The organism is Streptomyces capillispiralis (genome assembly GCF_007829875.1).
GTDB lineage: Bacteria > Actinomycetota > Actinomycetes > Streptomycetales > Streptomycetaceae > Streptomyces > Streptomyces capillispiralis.
This window is the reverse complement of the sequence record NZ_VIWV01000001.1, coordinates 885,312-908,326: the sequence shown is the minus strand read 5'-3', so window position 1 is coordinate 908,326 and position 23,015 is coordinate 885,312. Positions and strand designations below refer to the sequence as shown.

23 protein-coding genes and 1 tRNA gene are annotated in these 23,015 nt (G+C 73.1%); 13 read left to right on the top strand and 11 right to left on the bottom strand.

Annotated features, from left to right (window positions below):
* The first annotated feature begins 37 nt into the window (after nt 1–37).
* The 7 genes from FHX78_RS03555 (at nt 38) to FHX78_RS03520 (ending at nt 8,133) form a co-directional block, all read left to right on the top strand.
* On the top strand, nt 38–1,270 hold the full coding sequence (locus FHX78_RS03555) for a PE-PGRS family protein (protein WP_145865999.1): 1,233 nt from the start codon (nt 38–40) through the stop codon (nt 1,268–1,270).
* Complete coding sequence (locus FHX78_RS03550; RefSeq protein WP_229923921.1) at nt 1,267–1,842, top strand: Pycsar system effector family protein; 576 nt, start codon at nt 1,267–1,269, stop codon at nt 1,840–1,842. Before FHX78_RS03555 ends, FHX78_RS03550 begins: the two co-directional genes overlap by 4 nt.
* A gap of 838 nt (nt 1,843–2,680) precedes the next feature.
* The gene (locus FHX78_RS03540) at nt 2,681–3,715 is read left to right on the top strand and encodes a M48 family metalloprotease (protein ID WP_145865998.1); all 1,035 of its coding nucleotides are present in this window, start codon (nt 2,681–2,683) and stop codon (nt 3,713–3,715) included.
* A 204-nt stretch (nt 3,716–3,919) separates the two neighbouring features.
* On the top strand, nt 3,920–5,176 hold the full coding sequence (locus FHX78_RS03535) for an ABC transporter substrate-binding protein (RefSeq protein ID WP_229923922.1): 1,257 nt from the start codon (nt 3,920–3,922) through the stop codon (nt 5,174–5,176).
* Between the two features lie 5 nt (nt 5,177–5,181).
* Nucleotides 5,182–6,090: a carbohydrate ABC transporter permease gene (locus FHX78_RS03530; RefSeq protein WP_189908580.1), complete on the top strand. Its 909-nt coding sequence runs from the start codon at nt 5,182–5,184 to the stop codon at nt 6,088–6,090.
* A complete protein-coding gene (locus tag FHX78_RS03525; RefSeq protein ID WP_145865996.1) occupies nt 6,090–6,923 on the top strand; it encodes a carbohydrate ABC transporter permease in 834 nt (277 codons plus the stop codon). Before FHX78_RS03530 ends, FHX78_RS03525 begins: the two co-directional genes overlap by 1 nt.
* A gap of 25 nt (nt 6,924–6,948) precedes the next feature.
* Nucleotides 6,949–8,133: an ABC transporter ATP-binding protein gene (locus FHX78_RS03520; protein ID WP_145865995.1), complete on the top strand. Its 1,185-nt coding sequence runs from the start codon at nt 6,949–6,951 to the stop codon at nt 8,131–8,133.
* Nucleotides 8,134–8,148: 15 nt separating this feature from the next.
* Here the strand turns inward: FHX78_RS03520 and FHX78_RS03515 are convergent, their stop codons facing one another.
* The 5 genes from FHX78_RS03515 to FHX78_RS03495 all read right to left on the bottom strand — a co-directional run bounded on the left by FHX78_RS03515 (nt 8,149) and on the right by FHX78_RS03495 (nt 11,224).
* Complete coding sequence (locus FHX78_RS03515; protein ID WP_145865994.1) at nt 8,149–8,685, bottom strand: NUDIX hydrolase family protein; 537 nt, start codon at nt 8,683–8,685, stop codon at nt 8,149–8,151.
* 90 nt (nt 8,686–8,775) lie between these two features.
* Complete coding sequence (locus tag FHX78_RS03510; protein WP_145865993.1) at nt 8,776–9,588, bottom strand: SAM-dependent methyltransferase; 813 nt, start codon at nt 9,586–9,588, stop codon at nt 8,776–8,778.
* A 115-nt stretch (nt 9,589–9,703) separates the two neighbouring features.
* A complete protein-coding gene (locus FHX78_RS03505; protein WP_145865992.1) occupies nt 9,704–10,363 on the bottom strand; it encodes an HhH-GDP family DNA glycosylase in 660 nt (219 codons plus the stop codon).
* 2 nt (nt 10,364–10,365) lie between these two features.
* On the bottom strand, nt 10,366–10,698 hold the full coding sequence (locus FHX78_RS03500; protein WP_145865991.1) for a DUF3140 domain-containing protein: 333 nt from the start codon (nt 10,696–10,698) through the stop codon (nt 10,366–10,368).
* Nucleotides 10,699–10,741: 43 nt separating this feature from the next.
* Entirely contained in the window at nt 10,742–11,224 is a 483-nt protein-coding gene (locus FHX78_RS03495) for a Dps family protein (RefSeq protein ID WP_145865990.1), read from the bottom strand.
* 211 nt (nt 11,225–11,435) lie between these two features.
* On the opposite strand from FHX78_RS03495, the gene FHX78_RS03490 reads away from it, so the two are divergent.
* Both FHX78_RS03490 and FHX78_RS03485 read left to right on the top strand, forming a co-directional pair.
* A complete protein-coding gene (locus tag FHX78_RS03490; protein WP_145865989.1) occupies nt 11,436–12,623 on the top strand; it encodes a thiolase family protein in 1,188 nt (395 codons plus the stop codon).
* 100 nt (nt 12,624–12,723) lie between these two features.
* Complete coding sequence (locus FHX78_RS03485; protein WP_145865988.1) at nt 12,724–13,497, top strand: sulfite exporter TauE/SafE family protein; 774 nt, start codon at nt 12,724–12,726, stop codon at nt 13,495–13,497.
* Here FHX78_RS03485 and FHX78_RS03480 read toward each other — a convergent pair.
* Nucleotides 13,483–14,988, bottom strand: a complete 1,506-nt coding sequence (locus tag FHX78_RS03480; RefSeq protein ID WP_229923923.1) for a diacylglycerol/lipid kinase family protein — start codon at nt 14,986–14,988, stop codon at nt 13,483–13,485. The two genes, FHX78_RS03485 and FHX78_RS03480, sit on opposite strands and share 15 nt — an antisense overlap.
* A 140-nt stretch (nt 14,989–15,128) precedes the next feature.
* On the opposite strand from FHX78_RS03480, the gene FHX78_RS03475 reads away from it, so the two are divergent.
* Complete coding sequence (locus tag FHX78_RS03475) at nt 15,129–15,878, top strand: cobalt-precorrin-6A reductase (protein WP_145865987.1); 750 nt, start codon at nt 15,129–15,131, stop codon at nt 15,876–15,878.
* Between the two features lie 9 nt (nt 15,879–15,887).
* Here the strand turns inward: FHX78_RS03475 and cobF are convergent, their stop codons facing one another.
* Both cobF and FHX78_RS03465 read right to left on the bottom strand, forming a co-directional pair.
* Nucleotides 15,888–16,661: a precorrin-6A synthase (deacetylating) gene (cobF, locus tag FHX78_RS03470; protein ID WP_145865986.1), complete on the bottom strand. Its 774-nt coding sequence runs from the start codon at nt 16,659–16,661 to the stop codon at nt 15,888–15,890.
* 54 nt (nt 16,662–16,715) lie between these two features.
* Complete coding sequence (locus FHX78_RS03465) at nt 16,716–17,252, bottom strand: DUF309 domain-containing protein (RefSeq protein ID WP_145865985.1); 537 nt, start codon at nt 17,250–17,252, stop codon at nt 16,716–16,718.
* 98 nt (nt 17,253–17,350) lie between these two features.
* On the opposite strand from FHX78_RS03465, the gene FHX78_RS03460 reads away from it, so the two are divergent.
* The 3 genes from FHX78_RS03460 (at nt 17,351) to FHX78_RS03450 (ending at nt 19,382) form a co-directional block, all read left to right on the top strand.
* Nucleotides 17,351–17,424: transfer RNA gene (locus tag FHX78_RS03460), tRNA-Pro, on the top strand.
* 212 nt (nt 17,425–17,636) lie between these two features.
* Nucleotides 17,637–18,299, top strand: coding sequence for an NUDIX domain-containing protein (locus FHX78_RS03455; protein ID WP_145865984.1), 663 nt, complete (start codon nt 17,637–17,639; stop codon nt 18,297–18,299).
* A gap of 102 nt (nt 18,300–18,401) precedes the next feature.
* Entirely contained in the window at nt 18,402–19,382 is a 981-nt protein-coding gene (locus FHX78_RS03450; protein WP_145865983.1) for an aldo/keto reductase, read from the top strand.
* Between the two features lie 15 nt (nt 19,383–19,397).
* Here FHX78_RS03450 and FHX78_RS03445 read toward each other — a convergent pair whose 3' ends face one another.
* Genes FHX78_RS03445 through iolB form a run of 3 tightly spaced genes read right to left on the bottom strand, consistent with a single transcriptional unit; the run spans nt 19,398 to nt 22,988 of the window.
* Nucleotides 19,398–20,183 (bottom strand): GntR family transcriptional regulator, encoded by a 786-nt coding sequence (locus FHX78_RS03445; protein ID WP_145865982.1) that lies wholly within the window; start codon nt 20,181–20,183, stop codon nt 19,398–19,400.
* Between the two features lie 43 nt (nt 20,184–20,226).
* On the bottom strand, nt 20,227–22,098 hold the full coding sequence (iolD, locus tag FHX78_RS03440; RefSeq protein ID WP_145865981.1) for a 3D-(3,5/4)-trihydroxycyclohexane-1,2-dione acylhydrolase (decyclizing): 1,872 nt from the start codon (nt 22,096–22,098) through the stop codon (nt 20,227–20,229).
* The gene (iolB, locus tag FHX78_RS03435; RefSeq protein WP_145865980.1) at nt 22,095–22,988 is read right to left on the bottom strand and encodes a 5-deoxy-glucuronate isomerase; all 894 of its coding nucleotides are present in this window, start codon (nt 22,986–22,988) and stop codon (nt 22,095–22,097) included. The genes iolD and iolB overlap by 4 nt, the downstream gene beginning before the upstream one ends.
* Nucleotides 22,989–23,015 lie beyond the last annotated feature (27 nt).

Sequence of the window (23,015 nt, the reverse complement as noted above, 5' to 3'; positions counted from 1 at the left end):
GTACGACGTCCGAACGTTGCGAAGGAGCACCGTCACGATGATGAGCCAGCCGCCCCAGTGGCAGCAGGACGCCAACCGCCACTCCGTACTCGTCGACCCGGTGGTCACGATCCAGGAGCTGTCCCGCTTCAAGCCGCTGCGTGCCACACGCATCGACCACGCCCTCGTGTTCACCACGGCGCAGGGCGGCCTCGACACCTTCCTCCCGCCGAGCCGGCCGAGCCGCACCGAACTGGCCACCCGGCGCTGGACCAGCGTCTACGAGGTGGACATGGGGTGGCACGAGACCACCACCGTCCTGGCCCTGACCAGCCAGAACGACGCCTTCCTCTTCGACGTGGCGCTGAACTGCGCCTGGCAGGTCCGCGACCCGGCCGCCTTCGTCGCGAGCGGCGAGCGCAACGTGCCCGCCATGGTGCAGCGCCTCGTCGAGCAGGCCGTACGCCCGGTGCTGCGCGGCTACGCGATGGAGGACAGCGCGGAGGCCGAACTCCACGCCCGCAAGGCCCTGGATGCCTGCGGCCACCTGGGCGTGGCGGCCGGTCTCGACGTCCGGTGCGCCCTGCAGATCCGGCGGGACGAGGCGGCCCTCGAACAGGAGCGTCAGCTGCGCGAGATCGCCTTCGCGCGCCAGACCCTCGAACCCCGGCACGCCCTGCTCATGCGGGAGGACCAGCTCGAGACGGAGCGTGCCCTGGCGCAGGGGGAGCAGCGGCACCGCATCGAGTTCCAGCAGCAGGAGCTCGACCACCAGCGCGGTCTCGCCCGCGGCCGTCAGGAGCTGGAGCTCCAGGAGATCGAGGCCAAGAAGATCGAGTACTACGCCTACTGGCTGGAGCGCGGGGGCCCGGCCGCCATGGCCTTCCAGCTCGCCCGGCACCCGGAGGACGCCCGCCTGGTGATGGAGAACCTGCGCCAGGACCAGCTGCTGACCATGCAGAACCAGCTCACGGTCGCGCTCCAGGCGCTCGGCGGCGGCCCCGGGGGCCTCGAGGAACACCAGATGGACGAGCCCCGCCGGCTCGCGGCCAACGTCATCAAGGAGGTCCTCAGCACGAAGCTGTCCCAGGGCGCGGCCCAGCCGCTGCCCGCGGCACCCGTCCCCCCGGATCCGGCGCAGGGCCGGGCGCCCGGCACCCATCCGGAGCCGCCGGTGACGTACGAGGACGGCACACCGCCGGAGCCCGGGGCCGGCCCCGGGGACACGCCGACGCCCGAGCCGGAGGACGGACCGGTCTTCGGCTACCCGCCGCCGCAGCCGCCGCGATGACCGCCGCCGCTCCCGCTCCCGGAACCGGTCCGGACCCGGCACCGGACCCCGCGCGGACCGACCCGCAGGTGCGGGCGCAGGCGCAGCGTACGGCGGAGCGGCTCCTGGGCGAACTGCGCCAGGAGGCCGCTCGCGCCGACACCAAGGGGTCGGTCCTGGTGGCCGCCCAGGGCATGACCACGGCCGCGCTGGTCGGCGTGCTCACCGCCCGCGGATGGCGTTCCTCCGACCTCTCGGCGCTCGGCCAGACGATGTGGTGGACCGGAGTCGTCTGCTTCCTCGTCTCGCTGGTCGCCCTGCTCATGGCCGTCGTACCCCGCTACCGGACGGTCGAGTGGCAGCCGGGCTCGCCCCTCACCCACTTCGCGGACATACGCGGCGCCGCCCGCCGGGGCCGGGAGGCCCTGGAGGAGGCGCTGCGGGAGACCGACCGGGCCCCGAGGGCCGCCGTCCTCGCCTCGCTCACGGAGAACAGCCGGATCGTCTCGCTCAAGTACGGCTGGCTGAGGACGGGCATGGCCGGGTTCACGGTGGCGCTGGTGCTGCTGCCCGGCGCGCTGCTCGTCGGCTAGGGCCTGTCCGGCGGACGGGCCCCGGGGCGGGCCGGGCCGCAGTGACCGGCCCGACGAATCACACGAGAAGACCGTCAGGAGACACATCGTCATGTCCGACCACGAGGACGTTCCCCCTCCGCCGTACCCGGGAGAGGAGGTCCCCCCGCCGTATCCGGGGGAGGAGGTCCCTCCGCCGTATCCGGGCGACCCGGTACCGTCCCCGCCGCGTGCGGTACGGGCGGCGCCACCCGCGTATCCCGGGGACGTCCCGCCGACCTACCCGGAGGCGATCCCTTCCGCCTTACCGGGACAGGCACCGCCCGCGTACCCGGGGGAGAACGCGCCCTCCCACCCGGACCGGACGGCGTCCGCGCACCAGGGTGGCGGGATGCCTCCGGCCTACCCGGGCCAGGGCCAGATCCCGGCGCCCCCTTACCCGGGCCGGATGCCGTCCGCGCACCAGGGCGGCGGGGTACCCCAGGCGTATCCCGGAGGGGCAGCGCCCACGGACTCCGGGGGTGCGCCGCCCGCGTATCCGGGTGAGCTTCCCCCGCCCCCGTACCCGACGGAGATGCCCCCGCCCGCGTACCCGGGTGATGCGGCATCAGGGTCCGCGGACCGGGACCGGCCCGGATACGCAGCGGGCGCGCCGAGCGCGTCACCGGGTGAGGGGACGCCGCCCGCGCACCCCCTCGGGGCGGTGCCTCCGCCGCGGACGGGCGACGGCGCGCCCCAGGCGCCGCCCGCGCCGCCCACGGCGTACGCGCCACCCACGCCACCCACGCCGCCCGCGCCGCCCGCGCCGCCCACGGCGTACGCGGCGCCGGCCACCTCCCGTCCCGAGTTTCCGGCACCGGTGCCCGGAGCCGTCGTCGACCACGACGACCTGGCGCTGGATCAGGGCCGCAGGGTGGTCAAGGCCGTGCAGCGGGGCATCGACGGCGCCGCGCTGTCGCACCTGCTGGTGACCGTGCCCCTCGGGCTGATCAGTCTGGCCGTGGTCGCCGTCGTGTCCGGCCTGATCAGTCCCCTCCTCGCCCTGGTCGTCTCGCTGGCATGGCTGCTCTCCGGGCCTCTCGTCTTCCACCGGGGCGTCGAATCGGCCATCGCCCGGCATCTGTTCGGGATGCGCGTTCCCACCCCCGAGGAGGCTCAGCGGCTGGACGTGGTGTGGGAGCAGGTGACCCGGCGGGCCGGGGTGGACAGGGGGACGTACGAGCTCTGGATCCAGGAGCGGACCGAGCTGAACGCGACGGCCGCCGCAGGACACATCGTCGCCGTCACCCGGCACGCCATGGAGCGGCTGCCCAACTCCCGTCTCGGGGCGGTGCTCGCGCACGAACTCGGCCACCACGTGGGCGGTCACACCTGGGCGGCGATGCTGGCCGACTGGTACGCCCTGCCCGCGCGGGCCGCCGGACGGGCGATCCTCGCCCTGCTGTTCCTCCTGTTCCGCACGAAGCACTGGGCCGGCATCGCCTGCGGGGGCTGTCTGTCGCTGATGATCGTCCAGTTCCTCTTCGCGATGACCTTCTTCGAGGGGATGTGGTGGCTCGTGCTGCCGGTGGCCGTCGGCCCGCTGGTCATCGCCTGGCTGCACCGGCGCGCCGAGTTCCGTGCCGACGCGTACGCCGTGGGACTCGGGTTCGGTGAGGCACTGGAGGACGTCCTCATGACGGAGGCCCGCGCGGCGGCGGTGCCGGGCGCGCCCCCGTACGGTCCCGCACCCACGCCTGGGGGCGTGCCGCCGTTCCCGCAGCCGCACCCGGGGCAGGAGAAGGCGGCGGGCGGCGGGGGACTGGCGGTCAGGGCCGCGCACACGAACACCGAGGCACGGCTGCGGAACGTCAGGTTCGTCATGTCCCAGCAACTGCGGCGCCCCGACTCCTAGGGGGTGCCGGGGCCGCGGGCGCGCCGGACACCTCCCACGCGCTCCCCGACGGGACCACGGTCGCCACCCACTCGGCGGGCGTTATGGGTGAATCATCACAGATGTCCTTGATGTCGTCCGATGTGCTGCTTAACGTTCGCCGGGTAGGCGAAGCCGCGGGGGCCGACACCCGCGCCGCGATCCCGGAAGCGAGGTGTGGAGCGCGTGGTGCGACGGACGCGGGCGCTGGTCGCGCTGACTCTGCTGGCGTCGACGCTCGCCGCCTGCGGCGGCGACGAGGACACCGGCCGTCCCACCCTCAACTGGTACAACTTCCCGGACGACTCCGGCGCGCTGCAGAAGGCCGCCGACCGGTGCAGCGAGGCATCCGGCGGCCGCTACCGGATCAGCTACAACAAGCTGCCCCGCGCCGCCGACGGCCAGCGCCAGCAGATGGTGCGCAGACTCGCCGCCGAGGACGACTCGCTGGACATCCTGGGCCTCGACGTCACCTGGGCCGCCGAGTTCGCCGAGGCCCGCTGGATCCGCGAGTGGACGGGCGAGGCGAAACGCCGGGCCACCGAGGGCACGCTCCGCGTCCCCCTCCGCACCGGCACCTGGAAGGGCCGGCTCTACGCCGTCCCGTACAACACCAACACCCAGCTCCTCTGGTACCGCAAGGACCTGGTGCCCACCCCGCCCACAACCTGGTCCGAGATGCTGGAGATGTCCCGCGACCTCGCCCGGCAGGGCAAACCCCACTACGTGGAGATCCAGGGAGCCCAGTACGAGGGGCTGACCGTCTGGTTCAACACCCTGGTCAACAGCGCGGGCGGCTCCATCCTCGATCCGGGCGCCACCGAGCCCTCCCTCGGCGCGCCCGCCGTACGGGCCGCCTCGATCATGCGGGACCTCGCCCGCTCCCCGGCCGCCGATCCCTCCCTGCCCAACCAGATGGAGGACCAGAACCGCCTGGCCATGGAGTCCGGCGTGGCGGCCTTCGAACTCAACTACCCGTTCGTCTATCCGTCGATGAAAGCGAACAACCCCGAGCTGTTCGAGGACTTCCGCTGGGCGCCCTACCCCCGCGTCGACGCCGGCCGTCCCGCACGCCCCACCATCGGCGGCATCGACCTCGCCGTCAGCGCCTACTCCCGCCACCCCGACCTGGCCTTCGAGGCCGCCCTGTGCCTGCGCAACCGGGAGAACCAGCTCACCGCCGCGCTCGAGGGCGGACTGCCGCCCACCCTGCGCGCCCTCTACGACGAGCCGGCGTTCATGAAGGAGTACCCCTTCTCCAAGGAGGTGCTGGCCGCGCTCGAGTCGGCGAGCGTCCGTCCGGTCACCCCCGTCTACCAGAACGTGTCGATCGCCGTCTCCCACACCCTGTCCCCGCCGTCCGGCATCGAACCGGAGAACGCGGTCGACACCATCCGGGAGCAGATCGACCAGGCCCTGCGATCCGAGGGTGTGATCCCGTGAGCACGATGGTGGAGCCGGCGAAGCGCAAGGCGGCCCCCTCGGCCGGCGCCCAGCAGGAGCGGCGCCTGGGCTGGCTGCTGTGCGCACCGGCCGTCCTCGTCATGACCGCCGTGACCGCCTACCCCATCGGCTACGCGGTCTACCTCTCCCTCCAGCGCTACGACCTGCGCTTCCCCGCCCGGGCCGAGTTCGTGGGCCTGAGCAACTACGGGGCGGTGCTGTCCTCGCCGTTCTGGTGGGACGCCTTCTGGGTCACCCTGTTCATCACCGCCGTGTCCGTGGCCGTCGAACTCGTCCTCGGCATGGGCCTGGCCCTCGTCATGCACCGGACGCTCTTCCTGCGCGGCACGGTCCGCACCGCCGTCCTCATCCCGTACGGCATCGTCACCGTCGTCGCCGCGTTCTCCTGGCAGTACGCCTGGACCCCCGAACTCGGCTACCTCGCCGAGCTGTTGCCCAGCGGCGAGGCACCGCTCACCGAGCAGTGGCCGGCGCTGTGGCTGATCATCCTCGCCGAGGTGTGGAAGACCACCCCGTTCATGGCGCTGCTGCTGCTCGCCGGTCTCGCCCTGGTCCCCGAGGAGACATTGAAGGCCGCGATGGTCGACGGCGCCACCCCCTGGCAGCGGTTCACCAAGGTCATGCTGCCGCTGATGAAACCGGCGATCCTGGTCGCGCTGCTCTTCCGCACCCTGGACGCCTTCCGGATCTTCGACAACATCTACGTGCTGACGGCGGGCGCCCAGGGCACCGGCTCCCTGTCGATCCTCGGCTACGACAACCTGTTCACCGCGCTGAACCTGGGCATCGGGTCGGCGATCTCGGTCCTGATCTTCCTCTGCGTCGGGATCATCGCCTTCACCTTCGTCAAGCTGTTCGGCGCGGCCGCACCGGGCGCGGAGGTGAAGCGCTGATGGCCGCCGTGGGCAAGACACACGCGACCCGCTGGGGCGTCGTCAACATCGTGGTGGTGCTGTACGCGCTCTTCCCGGTGTGGTGGATCGTCGCCCTGTCGTTCAAGGACCCCGCCACCCTCACCGACGGCAACTACGTCCCCCGGGACTGGACCTGGGAGAACTACCGGGGCATCTTCGAGACCTCCGAGTTCACCCGGGCGCTGATCAACTCGATCGGCATCGCCCTGATCGCCACCGTGATCGCGGTGATCCTCGGCACCATGGCCGCCTACGCGGTCGCCCGGCTGCGGTTCCCCGGCAAGCGGCTCCTCATCGGCATGTCGCTGCTCATCGCCATGTTCCCGCCGATCTCGCTGGTCTCCCCGCTGTTCAACATCGAGCGGATCATCGGCATCTTCGACACCTGGCCGGGCCTGATCATCCCGTACATGACCTTCTCGCTGCCGCTGGCGATCTACACCCTGTCGGCGTTCTTCCGGGAGATCCCCTGGGACCTGGAGAAGGCCGCCAAGGTGGACGGTGCCACGCCCGCGCAGGCGTTCCGGATGGTCATCGTGCCGCTGGCGGCGCCGGGCGTGTTCACCACCGCCATCCTCGTGTTCATCTTCTGCTGGAACGACTTCCTGTTCGCGATCTCGCTCACCTCCACCGAGTCCGCGCGGACCGTGCCCGCCGCGATCGCGTTCTTCACCGGCAGCTCCCAGTTCCAGCAGCCCACGGGGTCGATCGCCGCGGCCGCCGTGGTGATCACCGTCCCGATCATCATCTTCGTCCTGCTCTTCCAGCGGCGGATCGTCGCCGGACTGACCTCCGGCGCGGTCAAGGGATGAGACTGAAGGCAAGGAGGCACCAGCCATGGCCGAGATCGTCCTAGAAGGCGTCACCAAGCGCTATCCCGACGGATCCGTCGCCGTGCGGGACGTGGACCTCGACATCGCCGACGGCGAGTTCGTGATCCTGGTCGGGCCGTCCGGATGCGGCAAGTCGACCACGCTCAACATGATCGCCGGTCTCGAGGACATCACCGAGGGCACCCTGCGCATCGACGGGCGCGTCGTCAACGACCTCGCGCCCAAGGAGCGCGACGTCGCCATGGTGTTCCAGAGCTACGCCCTCTACCCGCACATGAGCGTGCGGGAGAACATGGGCTTCCCGCTGCGGCTGGCCAAGGTGGACAAGGCCACCATCGACAGCAAGGTCGACGAGGCCGCCCGGGTCCTCGACCTGAGCGAGTTCCTGGACCGCAAGCCCGCCAACCTCTCCGGCGGACAGCGCCAGCGGGTGGCCATGGGCCGGGCCATCGTCCGCGACCCCAAGGCGTTCCTCATGGACGAGCCGCTGTCCAACCTCGACGCCAAGCTGCGCGTGCAGATGCGCACCCAGATCTCCCGGCTGCAGCGCCGCCTGGGCACCACCACCGTGTACGTCACCCACGACCAGACGGAGGCGATGACCCTCGGCGACCGGGTCGTCGTCATGCGGCAGGGCCTGGTCCAGCAGATCGGCACCCCCGCGCAGCTCTACGCGATGCCGCGCAACCTGTTCGTCGCGGGCTTCATCGGCTCCCCGGCGATGAACTTCGTCAACGCCTCCCTCTCCGAGGGCCTGCTGCGCACCCCGCTGGGTGTCCTGCCGCTCGACGACCCCATGCGCCGGGCACTGGAGGAGCGCGACGCGCCCCGCGAGGTGATCGTCGGGCTGCGTCCCGAGGCGTTCGAGGACGCGAGCCTGGCCCGTGAGACGGGCGGCCCCGTCGTCACCGCCACCGTGGACGTGCTGGAGTCGCTGGGCTCCGACGCGTACGTCTACTTCAGTGCCGAGGGCGGGCCGGTGACCACCGCCGAGCTGGAGGAACTGGCCACGGACTCCGGGGCGCGCGACACCGGCGCCGGGACGGCCCAGCAGATCGTGGCCCGGCTGGACGCCGCCACCCGTGCCCGCGAGGGCGCGCCCCTGGACCTGCGGATCGACATGGGCAAGGCCCATGTCTTCGACCCGTCGACCGGGACCAACCTCACCCACCCGGAGAGCGGGGTCTGAGCCCGGCCGGCGTCGTCAGACGGCGCAGCCCGCGTGGGCCAGCGCCTGCTTCAGCAGCACCCCGTGCCCGCCCGGCATCTCGCTCTGGACCGCCTGCGACGCGGCCTCCTGCGGGCTGAACCAGACCAGGTCGAGCGCGTCCTGCCGGGGCCGGCAGTCACCCGTCACCGGCACGATGTACGCCAGCGACACCGCGTGCTGACGGGGGTCGTGGAAGGGGGTGACCCCCTGGGTGGGGAAGTACTCGGCGACCGTGAACGGCTGGAGCGACGCGGGGACGCGGGGCAGCGCCACCGGTCCGAGGTCCTTCTCCAGGTGGCGCAGCAGGGCGTCCCGCACGCGTTCGTGGTGGAGGACCCGGCCGGAGACCAGGGTCCGGCTGACCGTGCCGTCCGGTCCGATGCGCAGCAGCAGACCGACGCTGGTGACTTCACCGCTGTCGTCGACCCGCACGGGGACGGCCTCGACGTACAGGATCGGCATGTGGGCGCGCGCCATCTCCAGATCGTCGGAGGACAGCCAGCCCGGCGTGGTTTCGGTCATGTCAGACATTGCTTGATCATACTTTCAGCCGTCGGGGCGTGGGAGGAGCCGCTCCGGAACGCGTGCGAGCACCCCCACGCCGACCGGCCGCGCTCCGGTTCAGGGTTTCACGGCCACCGCGCCGTACTGGGGCACCACGACCGCGGAGTCCGGGTCGGCGTGCCACCGCGCGCACGACACCAGGCCGGGCTCGACCAGTTCCAGGCCCTCGAAGAACGCGGCGATGTCCGCGGCGCCGCGGGCCGTGATCGGGGGAGTGGCGTTCTCGTTCCAGAACTCCATGGCGGGGACCTGCAGTTCGCCGCCGACCTCGGGGTCGAAGGTGGGGTGCGTGAGGACCAGGAAGCTCCCGGAGGGCACCGCCGCCATGACCCGGCGCACGATGTCACGGGCCTTGTCGGTGTCGAGGACGAAGTTGAGGATGCCCAGCATCATCACCGCGACGGGGCGGGAGAGGTCCAGGGTTCCGGCGGCGCGCTCCAGGATGGCGTCCGGGTCGTGCACGTCGGCGTCGATGTAGGCGGTGGCGCCCTCGCCGCTCCCGGTCAGCAGGGTGCGGGCGTGCACCAGCACGATCGGGTCGTTGTCGACGTACACGATCCGCGCGTCGGGCGCGATGCGCTGGGCGATCTCATGGGTGTTGTCCGCGGTCGGGAGCCCGGTGCCGATGTCGAGGAACTGGCGCACGCCGCGCTCGCGGGTCAGGTACGTCACGGCCCGGCCCAGGAACTCCCGGTCCGCGCGGGCGATGTCCCGGATGATCGGGTTGATCGAGGCGACGTGGTCGCCGACCCGCTGGTCGACCTCGTAGTTGTCCTTGCCGCCGATCCAGTAGTTCCACACGCGCGCGTTGTGCGCCACACCGGTGTTCAGCCTCGCCGAGCCGCTCGGCGGGGTGTGGCTCTCACTCACGGTCTCTCCCTCTTCCATGCCCGTACGGCCGGGTCGGGCCGCCCGGCCATTGTGCCGCGCGGTGATCACATTGTCCCGCGAACGGGGGAGCGAAGCGGTGCCGTTGTGCTCGGGGTCACCGCGACCCGGCCCGGTTCAGGGAGTCCTCGGCCACGTCCTTCCCGATCGCCGCGCGGACCAACGCCGCCGCCAGCACGGCCGGTTCGGTGCGGCCCGCCAGGGACAGGAGCCGGTCCGGGTCCTTCGGCAGCTTCAGCCGTTCCGCGCCCTGGAGGGCCTTGGCGTCCAGGTACGGCGCGGCCTCCGGCCAGACGCGCTGCACCTCGCGCAGGAAGATGTCCGCGCCGGCCGGACCCACACCCGGGAACTCCTGGAGCAGCCGCCGCAGTTCGGCGACGTCGCCGTCCGCCTCCGCGCGCAGCCGGCGCAGGTCGCCGCCCCAGCGCTCGGTCAACAGCGCGGCGCCCTCGCCCAGTTGGGTCGCGGTGCGTTCGTCGTAGCGCCGGTAACCGCCCCGGCCGAGGGCGTCCACCCGTTCCTGCCAGTCGGCGTCGGCCATGCGGCGGGGATCGCGCAGCCCCGCCTCGTGCAGGGCACGGGCGGTGGCCACGGCGATCGATCCCTTGATGCGGGCACTGAGCAGGTGGGCCAGCACCAGCAGCCGGTACAGCGGCTGCGGCGTGTCCTTCAGGACGATGCCCGCCTCCTCGGCGTACGTCCGGCCGTGCGCCTCGACGAGGGCCCGCACCACCGCCCGTTCGTCCCGGCCGGCCACGGCTACGCCTTGAGCGGGTCGTGGCCGAGCGTCATCAGCCGGTGCCGGCGGGCCGTGTCCTCGGCCGCGGGCTCGTTCTCCGGGTCCGTCTGCGCGGTGACGGCGTCCACGACCTCCTCCATCACGCGCAGGTCGTCCCCGGTGAGGTCGGTGCGGCGCTTCTGGAGGATGGCCAGGACGTGCCGGCCCGTCTCGGAACCCGCCTGGTCGGGCAGCGGTTCGGTGGTCTCGCCGGCGTCGCTCACCCGCAGCCAGGCCGCGAGTTCCGCCGACGTCATGTTCACCACGCGGTGGAAGTCGTCCCACAGCGCTTCGGTCTCGAGGGCGTCGCTCATCATGTGCCCCTTGTCGTGCGTGGGTTCCCGGTGTCCGGAGCGGTCAGGACTCGCCGGGGAAGTTCTCCGCCTCGAACATCCAGCGCTGCTTCTCCAGGTCCGCGGTGATGGAGATCAGCAGGTCCTGGGTGACCGGGTCCGCCTTCTCGGTGGTGTCGATGCGCTCGCGCAGCCGGGCGACCGCCGAGCCCAGCGCCTCCGTCATCACGGCCACCGCCTCCGTGTCGCGCAGCCAGCCCTCCTTCGGGGCCGGCAGCGAGAAGACCTTGGCGATGGTCTCCGGGCGGCCGTCCGGCGGCACGCCGAGCGCCGCGGCCCGCTCCGCCACCGTGTCGGCGTGGGCGCGCGCGGCCGAGACCACCTCGTCCAGCTGGAGGTGGACGGAACGGAACCGCGGACCCACGACGTTCCAGTGGGCCTGCTTCCCGATCAGTGACAGCCCGAGCAGGTCGACCAGGGTGTCCTGGAGGGCCTCGCAGGAAACGCGGCGGGCCTCGTCGGGCAGGGTGCTCCTCACAACGGTCATGAAGTGCTGCTCCTCCTTGTTCGGTGTGTCGTCCCCGAACGCGCGGGTGCCCCCGCCCCCACGGCGCAAACCCGGCACCCGTGCAGCATGCACCCACTTTCGCGGGATCTTCCCAGCGGGCCGTGCGCGGTCTATAGTGGAAAACTAGCGGTGCTAATTTAGCTACTCGCCGGTCACGTAAAGCCATCGGCATCGGGTCAGGAGTCCTGTCGTGCGTCCCGTCCACTTCGCGGCCGCCCGCCGCACCCCCATCGGCAAGCTGCGCGGAGCCCTCTCGGCGGTACGCCCCGACGATCTCGCCGCCGCCGTGATCCGCGGCCTGGTCGCCGACGTGCCCGCCCTGGACCCGGCCCGTGTCGACGACGTCTACTGGGGCGCCGCCAACCAGGCCGGCGAGGACAACCGCAACGTCGCCCGCATGGCCGCGCTGCTCGCCGGGCTCCCCGAGTCCGTCCCCGGCGCCACCGTCAACCGGCTGTGCGCCTCCGGACTGGAGGCCGTCACCACCGCCGCCCGCACCATCGCCGCGGGCGAGGCCGACATCGTGATCGCCGGCGGCTCCGAGTCGATGAGCCGCGCCCCCTTCGTCCTGCCCCGCCCCGACGAGGCCCTGCCGCACCGCATGGAGACCGCCGACACCCGCCTCGGCTGGCGGCTGGTCAACCCCGCGATGAAGGACCTGCACGGCCTGCTGGCCATGGGCGAGACGGCGGAGGAGGTCGCCACCCGCTACGGCATCCCGCGCGAACGTCAGGACGAGTTCGCCCTGCGCAGCCACCGGCGGGCCGCGGACGCCCGGAAGAACGGCCACTTCGACCACGAACTGCTGCCGGTCCACCGCCAGGACGGGACCGTCGTCGACACCGACGAGTGCGTCCGCGAGGACACCTCGATCGAGAAGCTGGCCCGGCTCAAGCCGGTCTTCCGGGCGGGCGGTTCGGTCACCGCGGGCAACGCGTCCCCGATGAACGACGGCGCCGCCGGACTGATCCTCGTCAGCGAGGAAGCCCTGAACGAGCTGGGCCTGGAGTCATTGGGCCGCTACGTCGCCGGCGCCTCCGCCGGCGTCCACCCCGACGTGATGGGCATCGGCCCGGTCCCCGCCACCCGCAAGGCGCTGGCCCGCGCCGGCTGGAGCGTCGGCGACCTCCAGGAGGCCGAGTTCAACGAGGCGTTCGCCGCGCAGGCGCTGGCCTGCGTCGACCAGCTCGGCATCGACCCCGACCTGGTCAACCCCAGCGGCGGCGCGATCGCCCTGGGCCACCCGCTGGGCTGCTCCGGCGCCCGCATCCTGACCACCCTGCTGCACCGCATGCGCCGCACCGGCGCCGACCGGGGCCTGGCGACGATGTGCGTCGGCGTGGGACAGGGCAGCGCGGTGCTCGTCGAGCGGCATTAGGGCCTGCCGTCGGTGGTACACCGTGTGACTGGCCGTTCTCCATCCGGTCGCGTGACCGCCTTACGGGCGCCGGTTGCTTGCACATAGCATCGGTCTCCGCATGAACACGATGACTCTCTGGCACCTCACCGGCTGGGAATTCGCCGCGCTCGCCTTCGCCGCCCTGCTCGTCGGCTTCTCCAAGACCGCCGTCAGCGGGGCCAACACGGTGAGCCTCGCCATCTTCGCCGCCGTCCTGCCCGCCCGCGCCTCCACCGGCGTCCTGCTGCCCATCCTGATCGCCGGTGACCTGCTCGCCGTCCTCACCTACCGCCGGCACGCCCACTGGCCGACGCTGTGGCGGCTGTTCCCGGCGGTCGCGGCGGGCGTCGTCGTCGGCACCGTGTTCCTGATGTGGGCGGACGACGGGGCCGTACGGACCTCGATCGGAGCGATCCTGCTGCTGATGGCCGCCGTGACGGTGTGGCGGCGGCGCGGGGCCGACGCGGAGGAGGAGCCCGACGGGGTCACCACCCGGGCCGGCCGCGCCAAGGCCCGCTCCTACGGCGTCCTCGGCGGCTTCACCACCATGGTCGCCAACGCGGGCGGCCCGGTGATGTCGATGTACCTGCTCTCCGCGGGCTTCCGCAAGCTGGGCTTCCTGGGGACCTCGGCGTTCTTCTTCCTCATCGTCAATACCTCCAAGCTGCCCTTCAGCGCCGGGCTCGGACTGATCGACGCCGACTCGCTGCTGCTCGACGCGGCGCTCGTGCTGTTCGTCGTGCCCGGTGCGTTGCTCGGCAAATGGGCTGTGAACAGGATCAACCAGCGACTCTTCGAACAACTCGTGATCGCGGCGACGGTCGTGGGAGGCGTGCAGCTACTGGTGCGATGAACGGGGTCCGGCCGGCTCCTGCGGCGCACCAGGTCCGCCAGGCGCGCCAGGCGTGTCAGGCCCGCCAGGTCCGGCGGGCGGTGTCGGCGGTACGGGCGGTGCGACCGGCACCCCCGGCACGTCCGGTGCGTCCGGCGCGACGTACGGGCGGTGCAGCCGGCTCGGCGCCGCGGTACGGCCGACCGTCGCCGCCAGCTTGCGCAGGCGCCGCCAGTCCAGCCGCGCCGGGGCCCTGGTGACACCGGGCCGCTTGCGCGGGACCCGGACGCGCAGCGCGCCCGGGGCGATGCGGCAGTGGACCGGGGCGGGCAGCACCATCGCCTCCCCGTCGATCCCGGCCTCGATCTCCGCCCGGTCCGCCTCGATGACGACCTCGGGGGCGGTCAGGATGGTCAGCCCGCTCGGATCGGGGTTCAGCAGCAGCGCGGCGGCGCCCACGGCGCCCTCCAGCCTGACGCCGAGGACACCCAGCACGGCGGAGTCGAGCCGCTCCCGCCGCCCGAGCCCGAAGGGGTCGCCGGTGCGGTAGGGGTTGTTGCTGACCAGCACGGCCTGCGGCGCGGTGAGCGTCGTGCCGCCCGCGCGGGCGACCAGCCGAGGCCCCTGCTGACCGGTGAGCAGATCGGGCAGCATCTCCAGGCTGGTGCCGATCTTGTCGTCGCGGTAGGCGGGGCTCTGCACGATCGCCGCGTACGCGCCGAAGGAGGCGTTGTTCACGAACGGCTGCTCCCCCGCGAAGCCCAGGTCCACCCGCAGCTCCACGCCGTCGGTGAGCGCGTCGAGACACGCGGCGGGGTTCCCCCGGTCGAGACCGAGGTCCAGGGCGAAGTGGTTGCGCGTCCCGGCGCTGATCACCAGGAACGGGATGTCGTGCTCGGCGGCCACGGCCGCCACCAGCGCCTGGGTGCCGTCGCCGCCCGCGGCGCCCAGCAGGTCCGCGCCGTCCGCGACGGCGGCCCGGGCCAGCGCGGTCACGTCGTGCTGCTTGCCCGGCTCGAGCAGCACCACCCGCGCTCCCAGCCGCTCCGCCTTCTCCCGCAGCCGGAACCGGCCCACCTTGCCGCCGCCGGAGCGCGGGTTCATGATCAGCACCGGCCGGCGGGGCGGCGGCAGCCGCCGTTCCCGGGCCGCGGGGCGCTCGCTGCCCGTTCCGCGCAGCGCGAAGCGGCCGCTCCACACCGCCAGCGCCCACAGCGCCAGGGACACCAGCAACGCCCAGAACAGGGTGGCGGCGAACAGGGCGATCAGGCCGACGGGCACACAGACGGCGACCAGCGCGGCCGCCCACCGCAGCGGTCCCCGCAGGGTGAGGGTCCACCACACGGCGGCCGCGCTCAGCCCCATTCCGGCGACCCCGCAGACCAGCAGGAGCAACCCGCGCAGCCCGCCGTAGACGAGAGGGGTCGCCACCGCGAGCGCGGCGGCGGTCAGCGCCCCCCGCGCCGCCCACCGCTGCACGCGGTAGCCCTGCCTGCTCAAGTCCACGGCCATGAATCCTCCAGTCGCCGGCGTCATCGTAGGACGTGGACGCACACGTGTGCGGCCGGATGCCGGATGCCGGTCACCACGGCGGCCGGGAGGCGGGCGGGCGGGCGCCCGACGGGACGGTCCGGCCCCGTACCCTCGGCGCCATGTCCCCTCACGTCCTGGTCCTCGGTGGCACCACCGAGGCACGCGAACTGGCCGCCGCGCTCTCCGCCCGCCCCGGAACCGAGGTGACCACCTCGCTCGCCGGACGCGTGACCCGGCCCGGCGCGGTCGCGGGCGAGGTACGCGTCGGCGGCTTCGGCGGGGCGGAGGGACTGGCGCAGTGGCTGCGCGCGCACCGCGCGGACGCCGTGGTCGACGCGACGCACCCGTTCGCCGGGACCATCACCGCGAACGCGGCACACGCCGCGACCGCCACCGGACTGCCCCTGGTGGTCCTGCGCCGCCCCGGCTGGCAGCCGGGCCCCGGGGACCGATGGCACCCGGTCCCCTCCCTGGAGGCAGCGGCCGGCCTGCTGCCCGGGCTCGGACACCGGATCCTGCTCACCACCGGCCGCCTGGGCCTCGCCGCCTTCGCCCACCTGACCGCACCGCGCTTCGTCGTCCGGTCGGTGGAACCCCCCGAGCCGCCCATGCCGCCGCACACCCGGGTCCTGCTGGACCGGGGCCCCTTCACGGTGGCCGGTGAAACGGCCGTCCTGCGCGACCACCGCATCGACGTCCTGGTGACGAAGGACAGCGGAGGAGCGGCGACGTCCGCCAAACTCACCGCGGCCCGCGACCTGGGACTGCCGGTCGTCGTCGTGCGGCGCCCGCCTCTGCCGGAGGGGGTCACCGCGGTCCCCGACGTGCCGTCGGCCCTGCGCCGGCTGGACGCCCTCGTGGCGCCCTGACCGGACGGCTCAGCCCTCGGCCGGCCGGCGGCGCAGCAGATACGTGTCCATGATCCAGCCCTTGCGCTCCCGGGCCTCCGCGCGCAGCCGCTCGATCCTGGGCGCGGCCTCGTCGAGCGGCCCGGAGACGAGGATCTCGTCCGGGGTGCCGATGTAGGCGCCCCAGTAGATGTCGACGTCCTGACCGGCGTACGCACGGAAGGCCTGGTGCGCGTCGAGCATCACCACCACGTCGTCCACGCCCTGCGGGAAGCCCTCGGCGAGCCGTCGGCCCGTGGTGATCTGCACCGGGCGGGCGACGCGGTTGAGCCCCGTCCGGTGACGGGCAACGAGCGCCGACACACTGCTGATGCCGGGCACCACGTCATGGGTGAAGGAGACCGTCCCGCGCTCCAGGACCTCCTCGAGGATGCCGAGCGTGCTGTCGTAGAGCGAAGGGTCGCCCCACACCAGGAACGCGCCGGTCTCCTCCTCGCCCAGCTCCTCGATGATCATCCGCTCGTAGAGGTCCGCGCGGGCGCTGCGCCAGTCCCCGACCGCCGGGGAGTACGCCGCACCGCCCGCCGACCGGTCCCGCTCCGGGTCACGCGCCTCGACGACGCGGTACGTCCCCTCCGGCACGTGCGCCTCGAGCATGTCCCGGCGCAGCCGGGTCAGGTCCGCCTTCGCCTCGCCCTTGTCCAGGATGAAGAACACATCCGTGTTCCGCAGCGCCTTGACCGCCTGAAGGGTCAGCTGGTCGGGGTCGCCCGCACCGATACCGATGACATGAATCTCTCGCACGCCCCGAGTCTGCCGCACGCCACCACCGGCGTGCGCACCGCACCCGGCCCCTCGTCAGGAGGTGCCCGTCAGGCGCGGTGCCCGCGCCCCCGCGTCCACCGGGTCACCGTCCCCCCGCTCCACCTCCGCGGCCAGCTCCCGGGCCCAGGCGATCACCCCCGGGAGGTCGATCCCGTGCGGCCGGAGCCGGGCCCGCGCACCCTCCGCCCACGCCTCCGCCGCACCGGCCCCGCGCCGCAGCAGCCGCGCCCCGCCGGTGACGTTCCCTCGGGCGGCATGGGTGAGGCCCACGGCGAGCTGGGCCAGCCCCCGCCACAGCTCGCGCTCCTCCTCCGGGCCCGACTTCCAGGCGTCCTCGAACACCTCGTGTGCGTGGAACGGCTTCCCCTCGTCCAGCAGCCGCTGCGCCTCCGCGACGCTCTCCTCCGGCCGCCGCACCACCCCCTCGGGCTGCCGGGGCACGCCCTGCGCGTCGTACGGCAGGGGCCGGCCGAGTCCGTCCCGCGGCCGGGCGTTGCGCGCCCGGCCCTCGCTGTCCCGGTCCCGCGCGGCGGCCGGACCGCCCGGGGGAGTGCTCTCCATGCTGCCCATACGCCGATTGTCCCGCGTCCGGGCCCGCTTCGGCGCGGGGCCCGGTGTGGGGTAAAGTGCTGTTCGCGCGATCACGCGGTTCACCGCGGTGAGCGCACCGGGACGTGGCGCAGCTTGGTAGCGCACTTGACTGGGGGTCAAGGGGTCGCAGGTTCAAATCCTGTCGTCCCGACTTGTGAAAGAGCAGGTCGGAGGCCGTGTCGGAGTTCACCGACACGGCCTTTGCCGTGTCCGTTCCGCCACCGCGGTGCGTACTGCGCGGTGTTCCTCGCTCCAGGAGCCCCGCCGTCCCGCCCCAGCGGGCCGGCCGCGGATGGTAGAAGCGGGCATGACCTCTTCGTATGCGTCCTCCCCGTACGTGTCCTCCCGGCCGGCGGACCCGCGATGACCGCCGGCGTCGACACCCCGGACCGCCGGGGCCGTACCGGACTCGATCTGACCGGCCGTGACCTCACCGGCAACCCCCGCGTCAGGGTCCGCGACGTGAAACTGCTGTCCAGTCACTGGTACGTGGAACGGACCACGACCTTCGACTTCCGGCGCGCCGACGGCACCTGGAGCACCCAGGAACGCGAGACCCACGACCGCGGCAACGGCGCCACCCTGCTGCTCTACGACACCGCACGCGAAACCGTGCTGCTCACCCGCCAGTTCCGCTTCCCGGTGTACGTCAACGGCCACCCGGACGGCATGCTGATCGAGACGCCCGGCGGTCTGCTCGACGACGAGGACGAGCACCCCGAGATCGCCGTGCGCCGCGAGGTGGTCGAGGAGACCGGGCACACCATCGGCCCCGTCCAGCACGTCTTCGACGTCTACATGAGCCCCGGCTCGGTCACCGAACGCGTCAGCTTCTACGCCGCCGCCTACGGCGCCTCGACCCGGACCCACGAGGGCGGGGGACTCGACGAGGAGGGCGAGGACATCGAGATCCTCGAACTGCCCTTCCGCCGAGCCCTGGAGATGATCCGCACCGGCGAGATCAACGACGCCAAGACCATCATGCTGCTCCAGTGGGCCGCGCTGGAGGGCCCCTTCGCCGCCTGATTCCCCGACGCGCCCCGCGCAGGCTTGACTTGCAGTGCGCTCCAACAGGAAGACTCCCGTTCCGTGCCCCGACAACGGGGTGCGAAACGGGAGGGACCAGACATGAAGTACCGCACCATCGGCACCGGCCCGCACAGCCGTGAGGTGAGCGTGCTCGCGCTCGGCGCGATGCTGTTCGGCTCGGTGACCGACGAGAGGACCTCCTTCGCCCTCCTCGACCGCTATGTCGAGGCCGGCGGGAACTTCATCGACACGTCCGACAACTACGCCTTCTGGACCGACGGCGGACAGGGCGGGCAGAGCGAGGAACTGCTCGGCCGCTGGCGGCGCAGCCGCGGCGTCGGCGACGAGATCGTCGTCGCGACCAAGCTCGGCGCCCGCCCGCTCGCCCCCGGCACGAGCTTCACCGACAACCCCGAGGGCCTGTCCGCGAAGGTGATCCGCGAGTCCTCCGAACGTAGCCGGGAACGGCTCGGCACGGAGCGGCTGGACCTGCTGTACGCGCACATCGACGACCACACCGTCCCCCAGCGGGAGACGGTCGAGGCCTTCGGCGCCCTCGTCGCCGAGGGCACGGTGGGGCTGCTCGGGGTGAGCAACCAGGCCGTGTGGCGGGTGGAGCGGGCCCGCGCCCTCGCGGCGGCGGCCGGGCTGCCCGGCTACGAGGTGCTCCAGTACCAGCACAGCTATCTGCGGCCCCGCACCGATGTCCCCGACGCCCTCTTCCCCGACGGCAGCCTCGGCCACGCCGGCCCCGACCTCGCCGGCTACCTGCGGGCCGAGCCCGCGCTCACCCTGGTCGCGTACTCACCGCTGCTGAAGGGCGCCTACACCCGCCCCGAACGGCTGCCCGCCGACTACGACCACCCGGGGACCCCGGCCCGCCTCGCGGCGCTGCACGAGGTCGCCCGGGAGACCGGCGCCACCCCCAACCAGGTCGTGCTGGCCTGGCAGATCGGCCACGAACTGCCGGTCCTGCCGCTGGCCGGAGTGTCCTCGCCCGCCCAGCTGGAGGAGAACCTGGCGGCCGTGGAGCTGGAGCTGTCGGCGGAGCAGCGGGCCCGGCTGGACGCCGCCCACTGAGCCGTCGGCCCCGGCTCACGGCCGGACCAGCAGCTGGAAGTCGAAGGAGTACCGGGACGCGCGGTAGATGTGGGTGCCGAACTCCACCGGCCGCCCGGTGTCGTCGTAGGCCGTGCGCTGCATGGTGAGGAGGGCGGCGCCCTCCTTCTCGTCCAGGCGGGCGGCCTCGTCGGCGGTGGCCGAGCGGGCGCCCACGGTCTGGCGGGCGCTGTGCAGGGTGATGCCGGCCGAGCGCATCATCCGGTACAGGCCGGTCGACTCCAGCCGGGCGGTGTCCAGCGCCAGCAGGCCGGACGGCAGGTAGTTGCACAGCAGGGCGACCGGCCGGCCGTGGGTGCGGCGCAGCCGCTCCAGCAGGACGACCTCGGCGCCCTCGGCCACCCCCAGGGCCGCCGCCACCTCGGCGGCGGCCGGGACCGTCTCGTTGCGCACGACCCGCGTGGTCGGGTCCTGCCCGGCCGTCTCCAGGTCGTCGTAGAGGCTGCTCAGCTCCAGGGGCCGTCTGACCTGGCTGTGCACCACCTGCGTGCCCACCCCGCGCCGCCGGACGAGCAGTCCCTTGTCGACGAGGGACTGGATGGCCTGGCGGACGGTGGGGCGGGACAGGCCGAGGCGCACGGACAGGTCGACCTCGTTGCCCAGGAGGTTGCCCGGAGCGAGGACCCCGTGCTCGATCGCCGCCTCCAGCTGCTGCGCGAGCTGGTAGTACAGCGGCACCGGACTGCCCCGGTCCAGGGCGAAGTCCAGGGTGCTGAGCGCGGGTTCGGTCACGGCACGTGCGGGGCCGCCGGTCTTCGCCACGGGGTTCCTCCCTGATGAGAGCAGGAGCGGGGGTCAGCAGTCGCTACAGGTGACGGCGGCGGCCGGCGACCTGGGAGTCGTACCGCTCGCGGGCCCGGACGGCGGGCTCGCGGGCGGCGACCTCGGCCACCGGCACGTCCCACCAGGCCTCCGCCGGGGGAGCGGTGGGCGCGGGGTCGGTCTCGACGTACACGCAGGTGGGACGGTCGCTCGCGCGCGCCTCGGCCAGCGCGTTCCGCAGCTCGCGCACCGTCTTGGCGCGCAGCACGTCCATGCCGAGGCTGGCCGCGTTGGCGGCCAGGTCCACGGGCAGCGGGGCGCCGGTGAAGGTGCCGTCGGCGGCCCGGTGCCGGTAGGCGGTGCCGAAGCGCTCGGCGCCCACCTCCTCCGAGAGGCCGCCGATGGAGGCGTAGCCGTGGTTCTGGACCAGCACCAGGTTGACCGGCAGGTTCTCCTGGACGGCGGTGACGATCTCCGTCGGGTTCATCAGGTAGGTGCCGTCGCCGACCAGGGCCCACACCGGGGTGCCGGGAGCCGCCTGCTGCACACCGAGGGCCGCCGGGATCTCGTAGCCCATGCAGGAGTAGCCGTACTCCAGGTGGTACTGGCGCGGACTGCGCGAACGCCACAGCTTGTGCAGGTCGCCGGGGAGCGAACCGGCCGCGTTGATCACCACGTCCTCGTCGCCCACGACCGCGTCGAGCGCGCCCAGCACCTGCGTCTGCGTCGGCACGGCGGTGTCGTCGTCGGCGCGGTACGCGGTCTCCACGACCCGTTCCCAGCGCTCCTTGCCGGCCCGGTACGCGGACACGTACGCCTCGTCCACCCGGTGTCCGGCCAGCGCCTCGGTGAGCCGCTCCAGACCGGTCCGCGCGTCGCACACCAGGGTGCGGGCCGCCAGCTTGTGCGCGTCGAAGCCGGTGACGTTGAGGTTGAGGAAGCGCACGTCCGGGTTCTGGAAGAGGGTGCCGGAGGCGGTGGTGAAGTCGGTGTAGCGGGTGCCGACGCCGATCACCAGGTCGGCGGTGCGGGCCAGTTCGTCGCTGACCGCGGTGCCGGTGTGGCCGATGCCGCCGAGGTCGGCCGGGTGGTCGTGGCGCAGGGAGCCCTTGCCGGCCTGGGTGGAGGCGACCGGGATGCCGGTGGCGTCCACGAACGCCCGCAGTGCCTCCTCCGCCTCGCTGTGGTGGACGCCGCCGCCCGCGACGACCAGCGGCCGCCGCGCGGCCCGTACGGCCTGGACCGCCGCCGCCAGCTCCACGGGGTCCGGGGCGGGACGGCGGACGTGCCAGACGCGCTCGGCGAAGAACTCCTCCGGCCAGTCGTACGCCTCCGCCTGCACGTCCTGCGGCAGCGCCAGCGTCACCGCGCCGGTCTCCGCCGGGTCGGCGAGCACCCGTACGGCGTTCAGCGCGGAGGGGATCAGCGCCTCCGGGCGGGTCACCCGGTCGAAGTACCGCGACACCGGGCGCAGCGTGTCGTTGACGGACACGTCGGCGGACACCGGGTGCTCCAGCTGCTGGAGCAGCGGGTCGGCGACGCGCGAGGCGAAGTAGTCGCCCGGCAGCAGGAGCACCGGCAGGCGGTTGACGGTGGCCAGGGCGGCCCCGGTCACCAGGTTGGTCGCGCCGGGCCCGATGGACGTCGTCACGGCCTGCGCGGAGAGCCGGTCGAGCTGGCGGGCGTACCCGACGGCGGCGTGCACCATCGCCTGCTCGTTGCGTCCCTGGTGGTACGGCATGACGTCGGCGCACTCGACCAGCGCCTGGCCGATGCCCGCGACGTTGCCGTGGCCGAAGATGCCCCAGGTGCCCGCGATCAGCCGGCGCCGCACGCCGTCCCGTTCAGTGTACTGGGCGGACAGGAACCGCACCAGGGCCTGGGCGGTCGTCAGTCGGCGGGTGGCGGCGCTCATACGGACCTCTCCGGGGCGGTGTAGAGGGGGAGCCGGGGGTCGACCGGCTGGTCCGGCCAGGTGCCGCGGATCCAGGCGTGGTCGGGGTGGTCGCAGATCAGCCAGGCGCGTTCGGCCCCGGGGCCGGCCATGACGTTGAGGTAGTACATGTGGTGGCCGGGCACGGCCATGGACGGACCGTGCCAGCCGTCCGGGATGAGGACCACGTCACCGTCGCGGACCTCGGCCAGCACGTCCGTCTCCCGGCCGGGGCCCGAGGGGGAGACCCGCTGGTAGCCGAGGCCCGGGGTGCCGTCGTGGCCGGCGAACTCGAAGTAGTAGATCTCCTCCAGCACGGACTCCTCGCCCGGCCGGTGCTCGTCGTGCTTGTGCGGCGGGAAGGACGACCAGTTGCCGCCGGGGGTGATCACCTCGACCGCGATCAGCTTGTCGCACTCGAACACGCCCGCCGCGCCGAAGTTGTTGACCTGCCGGGAGCAGCTGCCGGTGCCGCGCAGCTCCACCGGGACGGCGGAGGCGGGGCCGTAGCGGGCGGGCAGCCGGCGGGTGCAGCGGGCGCCGGTCAGCGCGAAGCGCCCGCCGGCCGCCGAGGACACCGTGGCGCGGGCGTCGCGCGGCACGTACGCGAAGTCGGTGACGCCGTCGAACACGCCCGTGCGGCCGGCGAGGTCGAAGGAGTCGTGGCCGAAGTCGTCGGCGGCGGTGACGGTGCAGGCGCCGCTCAGCGGCAGCACGATCCACTCGCTGTCGCCGGCGTCGAAGGCGTGCGTGCCGCCCGGCGGCAGCTCCAGCACGCGCAGGCTCGAATGCCCCCAGCCCGCGGCCTCGGGGGTGACGTCGACGAGGTGCGGGCCGGAGCGGGCCCTGCCCGCGGGAAGGTGATACGTCATGCCATGCCTCCGTCTTCGAACGGGCTT